Here is a 15,201-nt window from a genome sequence, read left to right as displayed (position 1 = left end):
ACGCGGGAGCGGCACCAAATCAGCCAGCGGGGGAATCACATCGCCGACACGCCGCTTCCGCGCGCGGCGCCCGCGCATCGATAATGGGAACATGCCAGTTCTGAATGACGAAGTGCCGGACGACGACGATTACGACGCGGGGCGTCGTCGCGGCGAATTCGACCACATCACCCCGGAGGACTTCACCAGATCGCGCGGTTCGGGACGCGTCACGCCTCCCGGATGGATCGACGCGAACGAACTCAATCGCGTGCGCCGCGAAATGCCGGTCGCCTACGTCGAGGTCGTGCCGGTGCGCGTCGACGACTTCGGACGCGTGACGAGCATCGGCTCGTTGCTGCGCGTCTCCGACAGCGGCATGATCGTCGAACGCACGCTCATCGCAGGCCGCGTGCTCTATCACGAGACGATCCGCGAGGCGATTGCGCGCAACATCGCGAAAGATCTCGGCGACATCGCGCTGCCGGTACTGCCGCAGGGGCTGACGCCGTTCACCGTCGCCGAGTTCTTCCCGACGCCTGGCGTCTCGCCATACTACGACGAGCGGCAGCACGCGATCGCGCTGTGCTACATCGTGCCGATCGCCGGCGACTGTAAGCCGCAGGATGAGACGCTCGACGTCGAATGGGTCGATCCGCGCTCGGCGGACTTCAACGAATTCCTCGAACAGATGAGCGACGGCCACGACTATATTGTGCGGCAGGCGCTCGCATGGACCGGGCTGTGACGAAATCGGCGGACTGTCGAAATTGGCGGACTGTGACACGGTCATCGTGACTGTGCAATGATCGTGACGGCGGCGGCCGCATACGACGTGGACAAGGAGAGGCAAGGATGACGCTGACGATCGAAAATCACATCTACAGGGACGGCGAGGGGATGCCGCTCGTCCTCGTGCACGGATTCCCGGTCGACCACAGGATGTGGGACCGCTGCGCGACGGCGCTGATGGAGACGACGGACGCGCAGGAGCTCGCGCAGTTCCCGATCTGGGCGCCCGACATGCCGGGAGCGGGCGCATCTGCGGTGCCGACGTCGCAGGAAAGCGGCGAAATCGCCGCCGACGGCACGTATCCGCAGGCGCTGGACCTGATTGCCGACGCCTACGTCGACCTGCTGCACGCGGCCGGCTACGAGCAGGCGATCTGGGCGGGACTGTCGATGGGCGGATACGTCGTCCTCGACATCCAGCGCCGCCACCCCGAGGTCGTCGCCGGCGTCGCGCTGCTCGACACGAAAGGCGACGCCGACAGCGAACAGGCGCGTGAGAGCCGCGTGCGCATCGCGAAGGAATGCGTCGAACGGCATACGACGGAGCCGGTCATGTTCTTCACCGACGTACACCCCGGCGATTCGAGCGTCAAACGGTCGCCGGCCTACATCGAGCAGTTCGGCACATGGATCCGCGAACAGCAGCCGGCGGGCGTCGCATGGCGCGAACTGATGGCGGCGGGACGGCCCGACCTCAATGATCAGTTCGCGAACATCACGGCGCCTGCGGCCGTCATCTGCGGCGTCGACGATCCGTCGAGCAGCCCGAAGGTCATGCAACCGATCGCGGACGCGATGACGCGCACCGACGTAGCCTTCACGGAGATTGAGGACTGCGGGCACTTCAGCGCGTGGGAGCGGCCGCAGATCGTGGCGGACGCGCTGCTCGACCTCATCGCGCGCGTGCCGCGCGGCGTCGACGAGAATCGATAGGCGGGAATCGGGCGCAGAGAATCGGCCGGTGGCGCACAAGGTATCGCGCAACGCGTAGCCACCGCGGCGGCGTCATCACACGCCGTGCCCTACAGTGGAGGGGAGCGGTGCGCCGGCCGGATGGGTCGGCGCACCCGACGAAACAGACGACGACCGGAAACGGTCCCGAGGAGATGATGCCGATGTTCTCATCGCTCGCACTGACGCAGGCACTGCCGTACCTGCCGCTCGCACAAGGCGACATCGATTACGGCGTGGAACGGCGCGCCGATCCGCGCCTCATCGATGACGTGCTGCGCGAAACGGGCACAAGCGTCGTCCTCACGCGTGCGGGACTGCTCGCCGTGCCCTTCGGACAGCGCGCGCTCACGCGGCAGTCGAACGCGCATATGCGACTCGCGACACTGCCCGGAGGGTACGTCGCCGACTCGTTGCCGCACCATCCGGAAGTCAAGGCGATCTATCTCGGCTCCTACGCGGGCGCTGAGCCGCAGCACGTCGTCGCGCTCGACCTGACCGACGTCGCACCCATGCCGGCTGCGGACGCCAACGCACGGCACGTCGACGACGAATTCGACGACGCGGCCGGCGCGCGCGACACGCACGACGGCATCTTCGCAACGGCGATCGCACGCTTCGACTGGGTCGATCTGCGCGGATTCGCGCCACGCGCGTCCGCGCGGGAGATCGGACAGGCGACGACGATGCTCGCCCTGTCGAACTGGTTCGCCTACCAACGCCACTGCCCGCACTGCGGATACCCGGTCGAGCAGGCGATGAGCGGATGGGCGCAGCGCTGCACGAACTCCGAAGACGACTTCCGGCTGCTGTTCCCGCGCGTCGAGCCGGCCGTCATCATGACGGTCGTGGACGCGCAGGACCGGCTGCTCCTCCAGCACAACAAGGCATGGCAGAACCCGCTGCTGTACTCGGTGTCCGCGGGATTCGTCGAGGCGGGCGAAAACCTCGAACACGCATGCCGGCGCGAAACGCTCGAGGAAACCGGCGTCCGCGTCGGCGAAGTCAAATATCTGGGGTCGCAGCCGTGGCCGTATAAGCTGTCGCTGATGATGGGATTCAAAGGGCAGGCGCTCAACACTGACGTGCAGGTGGACGGCGAGGAGGTCGCCGACGCGCGATGGGTGACACGCGACGAATACACCGAGCTGCTCGTGACCGGGCAGATCGAAGCGCCCGGCAAGGCGACGATCGCGCGCGTCATGATCGAGGAATGGTACGGCAGGCAGATCTGAGGACGAGGCGGGGTCGCGCGGTGATTGCGCGGGTGCGTGATAATCGTCATCAAACGATAATCGTCATCAAACAAAGAATCATCAAGGAAACGAGGAACCATGGCACAAGAGGAACAGGCGGACAGGCTCGACATCCCGCGCCATCTGCAATACAGCGAAGACCACGTGTGGGTAGACGATTCGGTCGAACCGGCCATCCTCGGCATCACCGAATACGCGGCCGAACAGATGGGCGACATCGTCTTCGTCGACCTGCCGCAGGTCGGCACGCGCGTCGAAGCAGGCGACGAACTCGTGCAGGTCGAATCGGCGAAAGCCGTCGAACCCGTCATCAGCCCCGTCGCCGGCACCATCAAATACGTCAACCACGAAGCCGAAGACGACGCCGCGATCATCAACGACGACCCCTACGGCGAAGGATGGCTCGTCAAAATCGAACTCGACGACGACGTCCCCGAACTGCTGAGCGCGGACGAATACGCGGCCGTCATCAGGAAATAACGGCGCGCGGCATGACCACATGCCGCAGCCTTGCGAGGGAAGAACGAAGGAAGCGGCCATGAGCGATCCAGGTGCATCGGAACGACGGCTGAGAACGACGAAACGACTGCTCGACCACGCGCTGAACGAAATCGAGCGGGAAGGACGCATCAGGCTGCGGCATGTGCAAAGCACGCCGCGACCCACGGACGAAACGGACGAACTCGTCGAAGCCGACGCGGCGCTCGCGCAGCAAAAGGCGCAGGAGAACGGCGACATCGCGCCCGCCGCAGTCGCGCTGCGCACGACGTCGGCGGCGACGGCAAGCGACGACATGCCGACGGTCGCCGTGCCGCTCGGCGAAATCGCGACCGGCGTGCCGAACAAGCGCCTCGCGCGCAAACGGCGGCTGCACGTGACGAATCCGCTCAAAGCGGTGATGAGGAAAGCCGTCATCGCCGCGTTCGGCGTATGGATCAAAGTCTCCACGACGCTCGTGCGACACCTCAACTGGTTCCCGAGCGTCAAACCCTACGTCGGATATGGCACCGAGGAATACTCGCGCCTCGTCTGCCGCACGATATACGCGCCGACGCGCGCGAAGCCGCATACGCCGATGCGAGGCATCCACGCGATGCTCGAAGTGCCGGCGGCGCATGAGCGCGTGCGCATCGACATCGACGATGTGCCGCTCAAGACGGTGCAGGTCGGCACGATGGAGATTTACGATCCGATGGACCCATCGCGCAGCCAGACGATGGACTACTCGGTCTCCGACTCGTCGGGATACCTTGATCTGCTCGCAGAACACAGGCTGCAGCCGGGCATCCACACGATCAGCTGCACGGTGCCGCGTCGGCCGGCGGTCGAAGCGGAACTGTTCACGATCCCGAGCGACACGAAGGTCGGCGTCATCTCGGACGTGGACGACACGATCATGGTCACGCAGGTGCCGACCGTGTGGAAAGCCGCCTACAACATGCTGCTGCTGTCACCGCACAAGCGCGCGTCGGTGCCGGGCATGGCGGTGATGTACAACAAGATCCGGCTGATGTTCCCGAACGCGCCGTTCTTCTACCTGTCGACGTCGCCGTGGAACGTCGAAAGCCAGATCCGCGGATTCATCACCGACTACGGGTTCCCGGACGGGCCGCTGCTGCTGCGCGACCTCGACCCCAGGCCGAAGACCTTCGTGCCGTCGGGCGTGCAGCACAAGCTTGAATACGCCGAACAGCTGATGGAGGACTTCCCGGACATGAAGTTCATCCTGATCGGCGACGATGGGCAGAAGGATCCGACGACCTACGCGCAGATCGTGCGGCGGTATCCGGGGCGCGTGCTCGCGATCGGCATCCGGCAGCTGTCGCCGCGCGAGGCCGGCGCCGGGCTCGTGTCGATGTCCGGGTTCGCGACGACGCAGCCGGTGCCGGACACCGACGTGCCGGTGTTCACCGGCGCGACCGGCGCGAACATGATGAAGACGATGCTGCCGTACCTCGAGCAGTTCAGGTGAGCGGGCAGCGGTTCATTGCGGTAGGTGTGAGCCGAATCCCTGTGGCGGTGTGCTGTATGGCCGATAGGGCCATACAGCACACCGCTTTCTCTTTTTCTTTTCCTTGTCGTGTTCGTCCTGTTTGTCTCTCCGAAAGGGGCTGGTCGGTCCTGTATCGGTGTGTGGTGGCAGGTGTGATGCCTCCGAATCCGGCCTCAAGGGCGTCCCGGAAACCCTATCTGTGTTGAGGGAGAGCGTCTTCTCGGTCGGGGCGAAGTATCGGCGGTTTGGGGCGTTGGAAAATAGCGGAAACGGAGCACCATACTCGCCTTGGTTCGGGATGTTGCTCTCCCTCAGCACGGATAGGGCTCTGGGCACGACCGGATGCGGGTGCTGGTGGGCGAAGGGAAGGGGTATGGGCAGCTGGCGGGCCGGGGGTGCGTATAATCGGCGCATGACCAACGAGCAGAACGCGCAGGCGCCCATGCGGCCGCCGCAGGCCGCGCGGATCCACAGCGAACGCAACTTCCATGACGACGTCTTCGCCGACCCCTACGAGTGGATGCGGGACAAGGAGTCGCCGCGTCTCAAGCAATACGTGGCCGACGAGAACGCGTACACCGAGTCGCGCATGGCGCATCTCGGGCCGTTGCGCGAGCGGCTTTTCGAGGAGTTCCGCTCGCATGTCCAGGAGACCGACATGTCGGTGCCGACGCGCATGGACGGCTACTGGTACTACGCGCGCACGCAGGAAGGCAAGCAGTACGCGGTCCAGTGCCGGCTGCCGGTGCAGGACGAGGACGACTGGAACCCGCCGGAGATCGACGCGACGATGCGCCCAGGGACGCTCGAGGGCGAGCAGATCGTCCTCGACGCGAATGTCGAGGCGCAAGGTCATGACTTCTACCGCATCGGCGGCATGGACATCAGCAAGGACGGCCGGTGGATGCTGCTCGGCGTCGACACGAACGGCGACGAACGCTACGATTTCACGATCCGCGAGATCGCGACCGGCCGTGAGCTGCCGGAACGCTTCGAAGGCATCGCGGCAGCCTGCTTCACACCGGACGCGCGCTATGTGTTCTACACGGTGCTCGACGAGGCGCAGCGGCCGTGGCTCATCCGCCGGCACAAGGTCGGCACCGACATCGCCGACGACGTGGACGTTTACCGCGAGGACGACGAGCGCTTCTGGACGGGCATCGGCGTGTCCTTCGACGAGAGGCATCTGGTGATCGGCACCGGCTCGAAGACGACAAGCGAAGTGCTCATGCTGCCGCTGACCGACCCGGAAGGCGAATTCACGCCGTTCATCCCGCGCAAGGAGGGCGTCGAATACGACGTGAGCTTCGCGACCTTCGAAGGCGCCGGCGAACACGGCGAGGATGTGCCGGTCGCAGTCGTCTACCACAACGCGACAAACCCGAACTTCGAAATCGACGTCATCGACATGCGAGAGCACGCCGCCCCATACACGTTCGGCGACGGCATGATGATCGCATGCGGCTCGCCGTACGGCTGCGAGCTCGGCGACGCCGTCATCGAAGGAGCGTCGGCGATGCCGGTCGGCACGCCCTTCGACGATCCGCGCAACCCGGAGCTGCTGCGCGGCGTGCGGGGCCTGGCGATCGACGGCATCGCGCTGCACCGGCATTTCGTTGCGCTGTCCTACCGCGCCGACGGCTTGCCGCGCCTCGCCGTCATGGGCAAGAACGCGGCCGCCGACGATTTCCTCCACGGGCGTCCGTGGCGTTTCGAGGCGGTCACGCCGCCGGCGCTCGACGGCGATTGGACGCCGCAGGACGTGTCCGCCCCCGCATTGGACGGCTTCGACGGATCGGCCGAACGGCTTTACACCATCGGCACGAGCGGCAACCCCTCCTATGATGCGCCGCGCATGCGCTACCTGTTCACGAGCTACACGCGGCCCGGTGAGCTGCACGAGCTCGACACGCGCGACGGCTCCGATGTACTGCTCAAGGAGGCGACGGTGCTCGGCGGCTACAATCCGCGCGATTATGCCGAACGTCGCGTCTGGGTGACGGCGCGCGACGGCGAACGCATCCCCGTCTCCCTTGTCTATCGGCGTGACGCGATGCGCAAGGGGATGCCGATGTTCGTCATCGGCTATGGCGCTTATGAAATCAGTTCCGATCCGGGATTCTCGATTGCGCGGCTGAGTCTGCTCGACCGCGGCGTACTGTACGCGGTGCCGCATGTGCGCGGCGGCGGCGAGATGGGCCGCGCCTGGTATGAGAACGGCCGCAGGCTGCGCAAGAAGCACACCTTCGAGGATTTCGTCGACGTGACCGCGGCGCTGCAGGACTGCGGACTCGCCGACCCGGCGCGCACCGTCGCGAACGGCGGTTCGGCGGGCGGCCTGCTGATGGGCGCCGTCGCGAACATGGCGCCGGAACGCTACGCCGGCATCGAGGCGGATGTGCCGTTCGTCGACGCGTTGACGACGATGCTTGACCCGTCGCTGCCGTTGACGGTGACCGAATGGGACGAGTGGGGCGATCCGCTGCATGACGCCGAAGCCTACCGTTACATGCGCGACTATTCGCCGTATGAGAACGCGCCGATGCCCGAGCCGGCGGCCGAGGGCGCGGCGCGCGCCGTATGGCGTGACGGCGAAGCCGTGGCGCAGTATCCGAAGATCTTCGTGACGACGTCGATGAACGATTCGCGTGTCCTCGTCGTCGAGCCGCTCAAATGGGTCGCGCGGCTGCAAGCGGCCGGCCTCGACGCGCTCATCAGAATCGAGGTCGAAGCCGGACACGGTGGCGGCACCGGGCGGTACAAGCAGTGGCGCGACGTCTGTTATGAGAACGCGTGGTGCCTGGAAGCGATGGGCGCCGAGGAACTGCTCGAATCGGCTGTGCGCTGATGCGGCGCGTGGTGCCGGTGCAACCGTTGCCGGCACCACGTCTCAATCGAAATTCCACTATGTGGAATCGATGGGCGACGCTGTCCACGGAATGAACGGCGTCGCATGGACGCCGTCCGCGCGCGTGTACGCTCGCATGTCATGAGCGAACACAAGCAGTACACGATCGCCGTCATTCCCGGCGACGGCATCGGCAAGGAAGTCACCCCGTGGGCACAGCAGGCGTTGGAGAAGGCGGCCGCGGACGTGGCGGAATTCAACTACGTACCCTTCGATCTGGGCGCCGAACGCTATCTGCGTGACGGCGAGATCCTGCCGGACGAGGATCTCGAAGCCATCAAGAAGACCGACGCGATCCTGCTCGGCGCGGTCGGCGACCCGCGCGTCAAGGCGGGCGTGCTCGAGCGCGGGTTGCTGCTCAAGCTGCGTTTCGCGCTCGATCAGTATGTGAATCTGCGTCCGTCGAAGCTGTACAAGGGCGTCACGTCGCCGCTCGCCGAGCCGGGTGACATCGATTTCGTCGTCGTGCGCGAAGGCACCGAAGGCCTGTACTGCGGTGCCGGCGGCGCGATTCGCAAGGGCACCAAGCACGAAGTGGCCACCGAAGTGTCGATCAACACGGCGTATGGCGTCGAACGCGTCGTGCGCTATGCCTTCGAGCTGGCAATGAAGCGCCGCAAGCACGTGACGCTCGTGCACAAGAAGAATGTACTCGTCAACGCCGGCGACATGTGGCAGCGCATCGTCGACAAGGTCGGCGAGGAGTACCCGGAAGTCACGCACGACTACAACCACATCGACGCGGCCACGATATACCTCGTCAACGATCCGCAGCGTTTCGACGTCATCCTCACCGATAACCTCTTCGGCGACATCCTCACCGATGAGGCGGGCGCAGTCGTCGGCGGTGTCGGCTATTCGGCGTCCGGCTGCATCAACGCGATTGACGAATATCCGTCGATGTTCGAGCCGATCCACGGTTCGGCGCCGGACATCGCCGGCAAGGGCATCGCGAATCCGACGGCGGCGATTCTGTCGGCAGCGATGCTGCTGCGCCATCTTGGATTCGACGACGCCGCGGCGCGCATCGACGCGGCCGTCGAGGCGGATATCGCCGAACTCGGTTCGACGCAGCGTTCAACCGACGAGGTCGGACGCGACATCCTCGCGCGCATCTGAGCGTCGCCCGGATGACTGGACGATGTGGTCGGTGGTGTTTGCGGTTTGCGCGACGCGTAAACGCCAGCGACCGTTCTTCGGCACTCGGCGGTAGACTGGGCGTCGTATGTGCAACGAACCGCGCAAGCGGTTCCCGGTAACGAAATCACGGCTTCGTGCCGTACGAAAGAGGTAATCATGTGCTGCAACTGTGAAGAAGCTTCGATGAACTACAGCAACGGCTTCCAGACCTATGCGCGTCCGACGGCTGGCCCGTACATCGCGACGACCCACGTCCCGAGCGAATACGGCCCGGTCTACGTCGACTGAGCGCATTCGACACAGCGTCCGACGGACGTCCGCATCGGTTTGCGGGCGTCCGTTTTTGTTTTTCGGCGCGTTGGGGTGGGTTGGTTCGGCCGCATCCCCGGCACTTTCCGATTATCTTATCTCTGGTGCCATCTGTGTTGGTGATGGTCGCGGAGGAGGCTAGGGGCGATCATCGCAGGCGCGTACCGTGACTGTGATGGTCGCGGGGAGGCGTGGCTGCGATCATCATGGGTGCGGGTTGCGGCAATGGTGTTCGCGGGGAAACACGGTTGCGATCATGGCGGGGACGGGTTGTGGCAGTGGTGGTCGCGAGGAGGCTGGGTGAGATCATCGCGGAGATGGGTGGTGATGATGGTGTTCACGGAAGGGATGGAGATAGAACATCGCAGGATGGGTGGGGAGGGTGAGACTGGGCTGGGGCGGTGCGTTAGGCTGAAAGGAGGGAAACGTGCAGCCAATTCCCAATGAAGATGGCTATCGTTGGCTCTAGAACCAACGACTGCGCCTGCTGCGCATGAGGAATCGAGGAACCAATGACACAACCACAGATCAATCCGAACGAACCGGTCAATCCGAACGAGCCGACCAACCCGGCCGATACGAACACGGATCCGCAGACAGTGTCCTTCGAACAGACGAGCGTGACCGATCCGACGACCGGCGACACGCTGACCGAGACGATCACCACCGAAGCCGTCGCGGACACCGCCGACGGTGCGTCCGACGTCACATCCGCCGATGCCGCGTATGACACGGTCGCGAGCGCCTCTGCCTCCGCTTATGATGCGACTGCAGCGACCCCGACCTCCGACTCCGCCTACGGCACCACCACGTCCGCTTACACTGCCGGCGCGTCCGCATATGACGCGTCTGCCTACCCGCAGACGCCCGCCGACATGCCGGCGGTCGATTCGATGGGCAACCCGTATATGACGACGCCAACGTCGAGCCCGTACGAGCACGCGCCGTCGTATGACGCGACCACGTCGACGATGCCGATGGGCGCGGTGCCGAACTACGCGGCCCCGAACATCGTGCAGCAGCCGAACTACACCGTGCCGAACGGTGGCCATCCGCAGGGCGCCTACGCCGCGCCGACGACCTACTACGTCGCACGCAACAAGATCCTCGCCGGCCTGCTCGCGCTCTTCTTCGGCATGTTCGGCATCCACAACTTCTACCTCGGCTACACCGGCCGCGCCGTCGCGCAGCTGCTGTTGACGGTGCTCGGCTGGATCGTGCTCGGCCTGGGACCGCTCGCCGCGCTGATTTGGTCGTGGGTCGAAGGCGTGCGCATCCTCACCTCCGATTACGGCACGCCCGAACATCGCGATGCGCGTGGCGTCGAACTGATGGACTGACGGGACGCGCCGATGACCGACCGTTCCGGCTCCGTCAAAGTGCCCGGCGGCAAGCTTGTCCGTGTGACGCTTGCCGCCGGCGCGCGTCTCGACGGTGATTTCTTCGCTGACGGCGACGCGCGCGACATCATCGCCTCCGTCGAGAGAATCGTCGCCGACGCCGCCCGCGACCTCGACACAATCCTCGCCGCCGATTCTGACGAATCCACCGAATCCACCGAATCCACTGCGTCCGTCGAATCTACTGATTCCGTTGACCCCGACGCACCCACTGTGCGCGCGGTGGAGGGGTGGTATCGGGAGACGGTTCGGTGGATTGATGACGTGCTTGGGGGACGACTCGTCGGGGCGAACGCGGACGCGATCGCGTTGGCGACTCTGCGCGCGGCAGCCGGGGACAGCGCCGTCGCGCGCGCGTTCGAGGCGCGTCATATGGCGCAGGTGCGTCGGTCATGGCAGGCCGCGCAGCATCCGTACACGTCGACGCCGATGCGCATCGGCGCCGACGAGATCGAGGCGCGGTGGGCGGCACTGCGTCCGCGCGTCGTCGTCGACCGGCCGCGAATGCCCGAGGAGCAGATGGCGCTCGAACCACAATGGGCGCGGCAGGTCGCCGCCGGCCTACGCGCACCGACGATCCGCATCTGGGATTGGGCGGCGCCGGCCGTCGTCTGCGGCCGTTACCAGTCGATCGAGGACGAGGTGGACGTGGCCGCGGCACGCGCGCGAGGCGTGCACATCGTGCGCCGCGGCACCGGCGGCGGCACGATGTTCATCGAGCCGGCCGACACGATCACCTATTCGCTCTACGCGCCGCTGTGGTTCATCGACGGCCTCGACGCCGTGCAGGCCTATCAGCTGTGCGACGCATGGCTGCTCAAGGCGCTCGTCGAATGCGGCGTCCACGCGCGCTATGCGGGTCTCAACGACATCGCCGCCGACCCCGCCGACCCCGCGCAGATCGGCGGCAAGATCGGCGGTGCCGCGCAGATGCGCGTCCCGGCGCGCGACGGCGGCCCCGGCTGCCTGCTGCACCACGTCACACTCGCGTACGCAATCGACGCGTCCGCGATGGCCGACGTGCTCATCACCGATCCGGAGAAGATGTCGGACAAGGCAGTGAAATCGGCACGGCGGCGCGTCGAGCCGATGACGGCGCAGACGACGATGACGCGCGCGCAAATCGTGGCGACGATGGCGCGCGTCGCGGCCGATTTCGGCACACGCACACGGTAGGCGGCGCGCGATCGAACATGCGACGGGTGCGGCCAACGGGGAGCGTCGTTCGCGTCGCCGCGGCCGCGACGGTACAATAAACGATGGTGTGCGCGCCGCACGGCCGCGTGAAACAACCGTGAAACGAGGTGGTTATGGCATCAAACGAGATGCAGGAGGACGGCAATCCGCTGCTGCAGACGGCATTGTTCAGGCACGTCCCCGCCGAGCAGGCCAAGGAGCTGCTGCCGTCGTTACGCCACGAGACCGTGCAGAAGGGCGACTACATCTTCCGTGAAGGGGACACCGACCAGAGGATGTACGTCATCGAACGCGGACGTGTCAAGCTGACTCGTAAGTCGATCGACGACCGTGTACAGCTGCTCAGCATCCACACGCGCGGCGAAGTGCTCGGCGAGATCCCCGTCTTCGACCCCGACGGCGGCCCGCGCACGGCGTCGGCGATCGCGATGATGAATGACACGCGCCTTGTGTGCATCGAACATGACGCGCTGTTCCGATGGCTTGGCAAATATCCGCGCGTCGCCGTCGACATGCTGCAGGTGCTCGCGAACCGCATGCGCGCGAACAACGAACGCATCGCCGACCTTGTGTTCATGGATGTGCCGGCGAGGCTCGCGAAGACGCTGCTCAACCTCGCGGCGCGCTTCGGCAAGCCGGTCGAAGCGGGACTGCAGGTGCCGCACGACCTCACGCAAGAGGAGATGGCACAGCTCGTCGGCTCGTCGAGGGAGACGGTGAACAAGGCTCTGATGGACTTCGCAAACCGCGGATGGATCGCGCGCGAAGGACGCACGATCATCATCTATCAGCCGGGCAAACTCATCCGCAGGTCGCAGCGATGAACGGCTGCGCGTGCGAATGCTGGCGATGCGCTGTGAACAACGTGTGAAATCACTGGACGCGTGTCGCGCGAAGGCGGCGGAATGTGGTGCGGGACACGGTTTTCGTCTCTGGCGTCGGTAGAGCCGGCAACATAGAATGGTGCGCATGCCGAAGAAGAAGAAAACCCTGAGTGGAGTGCGCATTCTTGCGCTCGCGCTGGCGTTCATCACGTTGTGCGTCGCCGGCGGGGCGACGACGTGCCTGCTGTTCCTTCCCGCGGTCATAGGGGCGAACAACGTGGCGCGGGCGGTGTCGCCGTCGATGGAGGTCGAAGGCATCGACTTCGACGTGACGAACCTGCCGCAGAAATCGACGATGTACGCGAACGACGGCAAGACCGTCATCGCGGAGTTCTACGCGCAGAACCGCGAGGTCGTGCCGCTCAAGGACATCTCGAAACCGATGATGCAGGCGGTCGTCGCCCGCGAGGACAAGCGTTTCTGGGAGCACTCGGGCGTCGACGTGCAGGGCGTCATGCGCGCCTTCGTGCAGACGTACATGAAGAAGGGCGACCAGCAGGGCGGATCGAGCCTGACTCAGCAGTACGTGAAGAACGTGCTCGCGACGAAGGCGCGCGAAAGCGACGACCCGATCGGCGAATACCACGCGACCGAGGACACGATCGCCCGTAAGTTGCGCGAGATGCTGCTGTCGGTGCAGATGGAGAAGAAGTACTCGAAGCAGGAGATCCTGCAGGGTTACCTCAATATCGCGCAATTCGGCTCGAATTCGCTCTACGGCGTGCAGTCGGCAGCCGAACGCTACTTCAACACGACCGCCGACAAACTCAACGTCGTGCAGGCGGCGACGATCGCGATGGTTACGAAGAACCCTTCGAAATACGATCCGTCGATCCCCGAGAATCAGGAAGAGGCGCAGAAGCAGCGCAACATCGTGCTCAAGCTGATGCTCGACCAGAAGTTCATCTCGCAGCAGGAGTACGACGAGGCGGTCAACACGCCGCTCAAGGACACGCTGCACCTGACCGACGTGAGCCGCGGATGCATGGCCGCGAAATACAACACCGGCTTCTTCTGCGATTACGTCGTGCACAAGATCGAAAACTCGCCCGAATTCGGCAAGACCGCGGAGGACCGCGAGAAGCTGCTGCAGGAGGGCGGACTCAAGATCGTCACGACGCTCGACCTCGACGCGAGCAACGCGATGATGGAGACGGCGAACCAGACGATCCCGGCGAACGATCCCTCCGGCATGGAGATCGTCATGGCCTCGGTCAAGCCGGGAACCGGCGAAGTGCTCGGCTTCGGCATCAACCGCACGTATGATGCGACCGATGCGGCGGCGAACGACCAGACGAAGACGTCGATGAACTACGCAGTGGACCAGGTGGACGGCGGCGGCCAAGGCTTCCCGATCGGTTCGTCGTGGAAGCCGATCAACCTCGTCGCGTGGATGCAGCAGGGACGGTCGATCAACGAGATGCTCGTCGCGCCGACCGACTTCCTGACGAGCCGTTTCAACTGCAACGGCTACGCCGGTGGCACCGACAACTGGCATGTGACGAATGCGTTGACGAACGGCACCGTCTCGCCGGAAAGCCCGTTCCTCGGCCTCGTTCACTCGCACAACACGACGATGGCGGCGATGGGCGCGCAGATCGGCCTGTGTGCGGTCGCCGACGCGGCGAAGGCCGTCGGCTACCACAACGCGAAGATCGGGCAGGAGGACGTCTATTCGGACATCTCGATGCACCCGTCGCTGCTCATCGGCGGCACGACCTCGGTTTCGCCGCTGACGATGGCGAACGTCTATGCAACATACGCGGCCAACGGCGTGCAGTGCACACCGATCGCGATCAAGTCGGTCGAGAACACCGATGGCGAGCAGCTCGATGTGCCGAAGGCGAACTGCCATCAGGCGGTCGACAAGGACATCATCCAGACGCTCGCGTACACGATGAACCAGGGCGTGACGCGCCCCGACGGCGCGGCCGGTTCGGCGAAGCTCGCGAACAACCGCAAGACTTTCGCGAAGACCGGTACGAACGAGAACACGTACGTGACGACTGGCGGCTTCATCCCCAACCAGATTGCGACCTTCGTACTCGTCGGCGACGTGCAGGACCCGATGAACCACCGGATTGAGAACATCGCGATCAACGGCAACTACCACAGCTACTGGGATGGTTCGACGATCGCGGCTCCGGCCTTCAGCCAGGCCGTGAGCAAGTACGCGGAGAAGAAGAACCTGCCGATGGACAACGACTACGGCCAACCGGTCGACAAGTACATGCGGTCGACGGGCCGGGTGACCGGCGGCAACGGCACGACGCAGCAGAACGGTCAGACGCAACAGAATGGCCAGACGCTGACGCAGAACGGCCAGCAGCAGAATCCGACGACCACGCGGTAGACGGATTGCGGCGGTCCTGGGGCCGATGTGTGGCTGACG

Annotated in this window: 11 protein-coding genes; all 11 read left to right on the top strand. The window is 64.9% G+C overall.

The window, feature by feature from the left end:
- Nucleotides 1–91 precede the first annotated feature (91 nt).
- The gene (locus G606_RS0108975) at nt 92–727 is read left to right on the top strand and encodes an NUDIX hydrolase family protein (protein WP_026645662.1); all 636 of its coding nucleotides are present in this window, start codon (nt 92–94) and stop codon (nt 725–727) included.
- Nucleotides 728–834: 107 nt separating this feature from the next.
- Complete coding sequence (locus G606_RS0108970) at nt 835–1,704, top strand: alpha/beta fold hydrolase (protein WP_026645661.1); 870 nt, start codon at nt 835–837, stop codon at nt 1,702–1,704.
- Nucleotides 1,705–1,886: 182 nt separating this feature from the next.
- On the top strand, nt 1,887–2,957 hold the full coding sequence (gene nudC / locus G606_RS0108965) for an NAD(+) diphosphatase (RefSeq protein ID WP_026645660.1): 1,071 nt from the start codon (nt 1,887–1,889) through the stop codon (nt 2,955–2,957).
- Between the two features lie 99 nt (nt 2,958–3,056).
- Nucleotides 3,057–3,458 carry a glycine cleavage system protein GcvH gene (gene gcvH / locus G606_RS0108960; RefSeq protein ID WP_026645659.1) on the top strand — a complete coding sequence of 134 codons (402 nt, stop codon included), beginning with the start codon at nt 3,057–3,059 and terminating at the stop codon, nt 3,456–3,458.
- Between the two features lie 58 nt (nt 3,459–3,516).
- Nucleotides 3,517–4,950, top strand: coding sequence for an App1 family protein (locus G606_RS0108955; RefSeq protein ID WP_026645658.1), 1,434 nt, complete (start codon nt 3,517–3,519; stop codon nt 4,948–4,950).
- A 433-nt stretch (nt 4,951–5,383) separates the two neighbouring features.
- Nucleotides 5,384–7,819 carry a S9 family peptidase gene (locus G606_RS0108950; RefSeq protein ID WP_026645657.1) on the top strand — a complete coding sequence of 812 codons (2,436 nt, stop codon included), beginning with the start codon at nt 5,384–5,386 and terminating at the stop codon, nt 7,817–7,819.
- Nucleotides 7,820–7,960: 141 nt separating this feature from the next.
- Entirely contained in the window at nt 7,961–8,998 is a 1,038-nt protein-coding gene (locus G606_RS0108945) for a 3-isopropylmalate dehydrogenase (protein ID WP_026645656.1), read from the top strand.
- A gap of 842 nt (nt 8,999–9,840) precedes the next feature.
- Nucleotides 9,841–10,668, top strand: a complete 828-nt coding sequence (locus G606_RS11455) for a TM2 domain-containing protein (protein ID WP_051198814.1) — start codon at nt 9,841–9,843, stop codon at nt 10,666–10,668.
- A gap of 12 nt (nt 10,669–10,680) precedes the next feature.
- Nucleotides 10,681–11,904: a lipoate--protein ligase family protein gene (locus G606_RS0108930; RefSeq protein ID WP_026645655.1), complete on the top strand. Its 1,224-nt coding sequence runs from the start codon at nt 10,681–10,683 to the stop codon at nt 11,902–11,904.
- A 134-nt stretch (nt 11,905–12,038) separates the two neighbouring features.
- Nucleotides 12,039–12,749, top strand: coding sequence for a Crp/Fnr family transcriptional regulator (locus G606_RS0108925; protein ID WP_051198812.1), 711 nt, complete (start codon nt 12,039–12,041; stop codon nt 12,747–12,749).
- 136 nt (nt 12,750–12,885) lie between these two features.
- On the top strand, nt 12,886–15,162 hold the full coding sequence (locus tag G606_RS0108920; protein WP_442852250.1) for a transglycosylase domain-containing protein: 2,277 nt from the start codon (nt 12,886–12,888) through the stop codon (nt 15,160–15,162).
- Nucleotides 15,163–15,201: the final 39 nt, after the last annotated feature.

The sequence above is a fragment of the Bifidobacterium sp. AGR2158 genome (assembly GCF_000424225.1).
Taxonomy (GTDB): Bacteria; Actinomycetota; Actinomycetes; order Actinomycetales; family Bifidobacteriaceae; genus Bifidobacterium; species Bifidobacterium anseris.
The sequence above is the reverse complement of the archived record's forward strand: the minus strand, read 5'-3'. Positions and strand labels throughout refer to the sequence as shown.

What these genes read in the sequence shown, in the direction of transcription:
- G606_RS0108930 (WP_026645655.1), top strand. Translation starts at nt 10,681, where the DNA reads ATGACCGACCGTTCCGGCTCCGTCAAAGTGCCCGGCGGCAAGCTTGTC.
- G606_RS0108950 (WP_026645657.1), top strand. Translation starts at nt 5,384, where the DNA reads ATGACCAACGAGCAGAACGCGCAGGCGCCCATGCGGCCGCCGCAGGCC.
- G606_RS0108975 (WP_026645662.1), top strand. Translation starts at nt 92, where the DNA reads ATGCCAGTTCTGAATGACGAAGTGCCGGACGACGACGATTACGACGCG.
- nudC (WP_026645660.1), top strand. Translation starts at nt 1,887, where the DNA reads ATGTTCTCATCGCTCGCACTGACGCAGGCACTGCCGTACCTGCCGCTC.
- G606_RS0108970 (WP_026645661.1), top strand. Translation starts at nt 835, where the DNA reads ATGACGCTGACGATCGAAAATCACATCTACAGGGACGGCGAGGGGATG.
- G606_RS0108945 (WP_026645656.1), top strand. Translation starts at nt 7,961, where the DNA reads ATGAGCGAACACAAGCAGTACACGATCGCCGTCATTCCCGGCGACGGC.
- G606_RS0108920 (WP_442852250.1), top strand. Translation starts at nt 12,886, where the DNA reads ATGGTGCGCATGCCGAAGAAGAAGAAAACCCTGAGTGGAGTGCGCATT.
- G606_RS11455 (WP_051198814.1), top strand. Translation starts at nt 9,841, where the DNA reads ATGACACAACCACAGATCAATCCGAACGAACCGGTCAATCCGAACGAG.
- G606_RS0108955 (WP_026645658.1), top strand. Translation starts at nt 3,517, where the DNA reads ATGAGCGATCCAGGTGCATCGGAACGACGGCTGAGAACGACGAAACGA.
- gcvH (WP_026645659.1), top strand. Translation starts at nt 3,057, where the DNA reads ATGGCACAAGAGGAACAGGCGGACAGGCTCGACATCCCGCGCCATCTG.
- G606_RS0108925 (WP_051198812.1), top strand. Translation starts at nt 12,039, where the DNA reads ATGGCATCAAACGAGATGCAGGAGGACGGCAATCCGCTGCTGCAGACG.